At 34.8% G+C, this 1,512-nt stretch carries 1 protein-coding gene and 1 tRNA gene; one reads left to right on the forward strand and one right to left on the reverse strand.

The window, feature by feature from the left end; genetic code table 11:
* Positions 1–280 precede the first annotated feature (280 nt).
* Positions 281–354, forward strand: a tRNA-Arg gene (locus FHL05_RS12330).
* A gap of 131 nt (positions 355–485) precedes the next feature.
* Here FHL05_RS12330 and FHL05_RS12335 read toward each other — a convergent pair.
* Positions 486–1,451: a cation diffusion facilitator family transporter gene (locus FHL05_RS12335; RefSeq protein ID WP_153522857.1), complete on the reverse strand. Its 966-nt coding sequence runs from the start codon at positions 1,449–1,451 to the stop codon at positions 486–488.
* Between the last annotated feature and the right edge of the window lie 61 nt (positions 1,452–1,512).

The following is a 1,512-nucleotide window of genomic DNA, read 5'->3' on the forward strand; positions in this document are numbered from 1 at the left end:
GTTAAACTACAAAACTCCACGGGAACTATTCACTAGTTTCTGTGGAGTTTAGAAATGTACTTTTCTGGTACTGATATATTTCGTATTTATTTTTGGACAAGTGGCTAACTTGTTCTTGTAATTTTCGCAAAATTCATGACCCACAAAAATCCCACATTATTTCAATTAAGACCAATTTTGATACAATTCGTAACTATAAAAATATTAAAGTAAGTTTTACATCTTTTTTCATTTTGTTATTGCAAGTTAAGTTTCTTTTCTCTATAATAGTACGAGTGATGTCACAGTGGCTCAGTTGGATAGAGCAACGGTCTTCTAAACCGTAGGTCGTGAGTTCGAATCTCACCTGTGACATAATTAAATCATTTTAAATTTTAAAATAATCCGTAAGTGCTTATATACAGCATTTAAGGATTATTTTTTTATTTCATGAACTCTAAGTATTCTAAATAATTTAATAGCTTACTCTACCGTGCCCACATAATTTATGCCGGAACGACAATCACATCAGTATCAACGATACCAAATTGATGTCGCATTTGTGCTTCAATCTTTTCACATAGCCAAAAGCTATCTTGCACTTCCATATGCGCTTCGACTGAAATCGTAACATCGAGCGTGACAATATTTCCGCTATAATGGGCATTGATTTCCTCAACGCCATTAACTTGAGGAATTTTCTCGATTGCCATTTTGAATTGTGCTTCAGCTTGTGGATCAAAATAATCAGCCAAATTCAGACTACTATCTCGAAAAATTTTGACACCTGCAAACAAAATAAACAAGCCAACAATAATACTGGAAACTCCATCCAGCCACGTGACTCTAAACAACAAAGCTCCTCCAATCGCAATCATCGTTCCTAAACTAGTTAAAGCATCGCTAAAACTATCTTTAGAGGCAGCAACTAAAGCCGCGTTTTGTAACTTCAAACCGGAAGTTTTATTAAACCACCAGACTAATAACATAATCAACATAGCAATTCCCGCACCAACCAACGTGATTGGTTGTGGAATGGCTTTAATATCTTCCTGAAACAGACCCTTGAATCCAGAATAAACAACATTGATTGAGATAGCCATCATTACTAATCCCGTTATCATAGTATAAATCGTCTCATAGTGAAAGCGAATCAGCTGCAATTTTTGACCATTGTTTTGAAGATCATCTGGCAATGGCTGCCCCATCACATCATCGTCATTAATATCTCGAGCAATAAAATTTCCAGTCAGCAATAAAACTGCCGAAACGATACCAGATAAATTATTTAAAGCATCAGCTCGTAAAGTCTGGGAATGGCCAATTTTAGCCAGATAAAACTCAATTAAAGAAATAACCAAATAGGCTGCGACATTGAATAGTAGGTATTGTGAGACTTTACGTAATTTTTTGGCTGTACGATAAATAAAGTTGATAGGTATTTTGCCATCAACTTTATTTTTGTATACCATTTATTAGTAATAACCATTTAAGAACACCAAAAAAGGACACCATTCATGCCCTTTAGATGTT

The organism is Companilactobacillus halodurans, from assembly GCF_009600995.1.
GTDB classification, from domain to species: Bacteria; Bacillota; Bacilli; order Lactobacillales; family Lactobacillaceae; genus Companilactobacillus; species Companilactobacillus halodurans.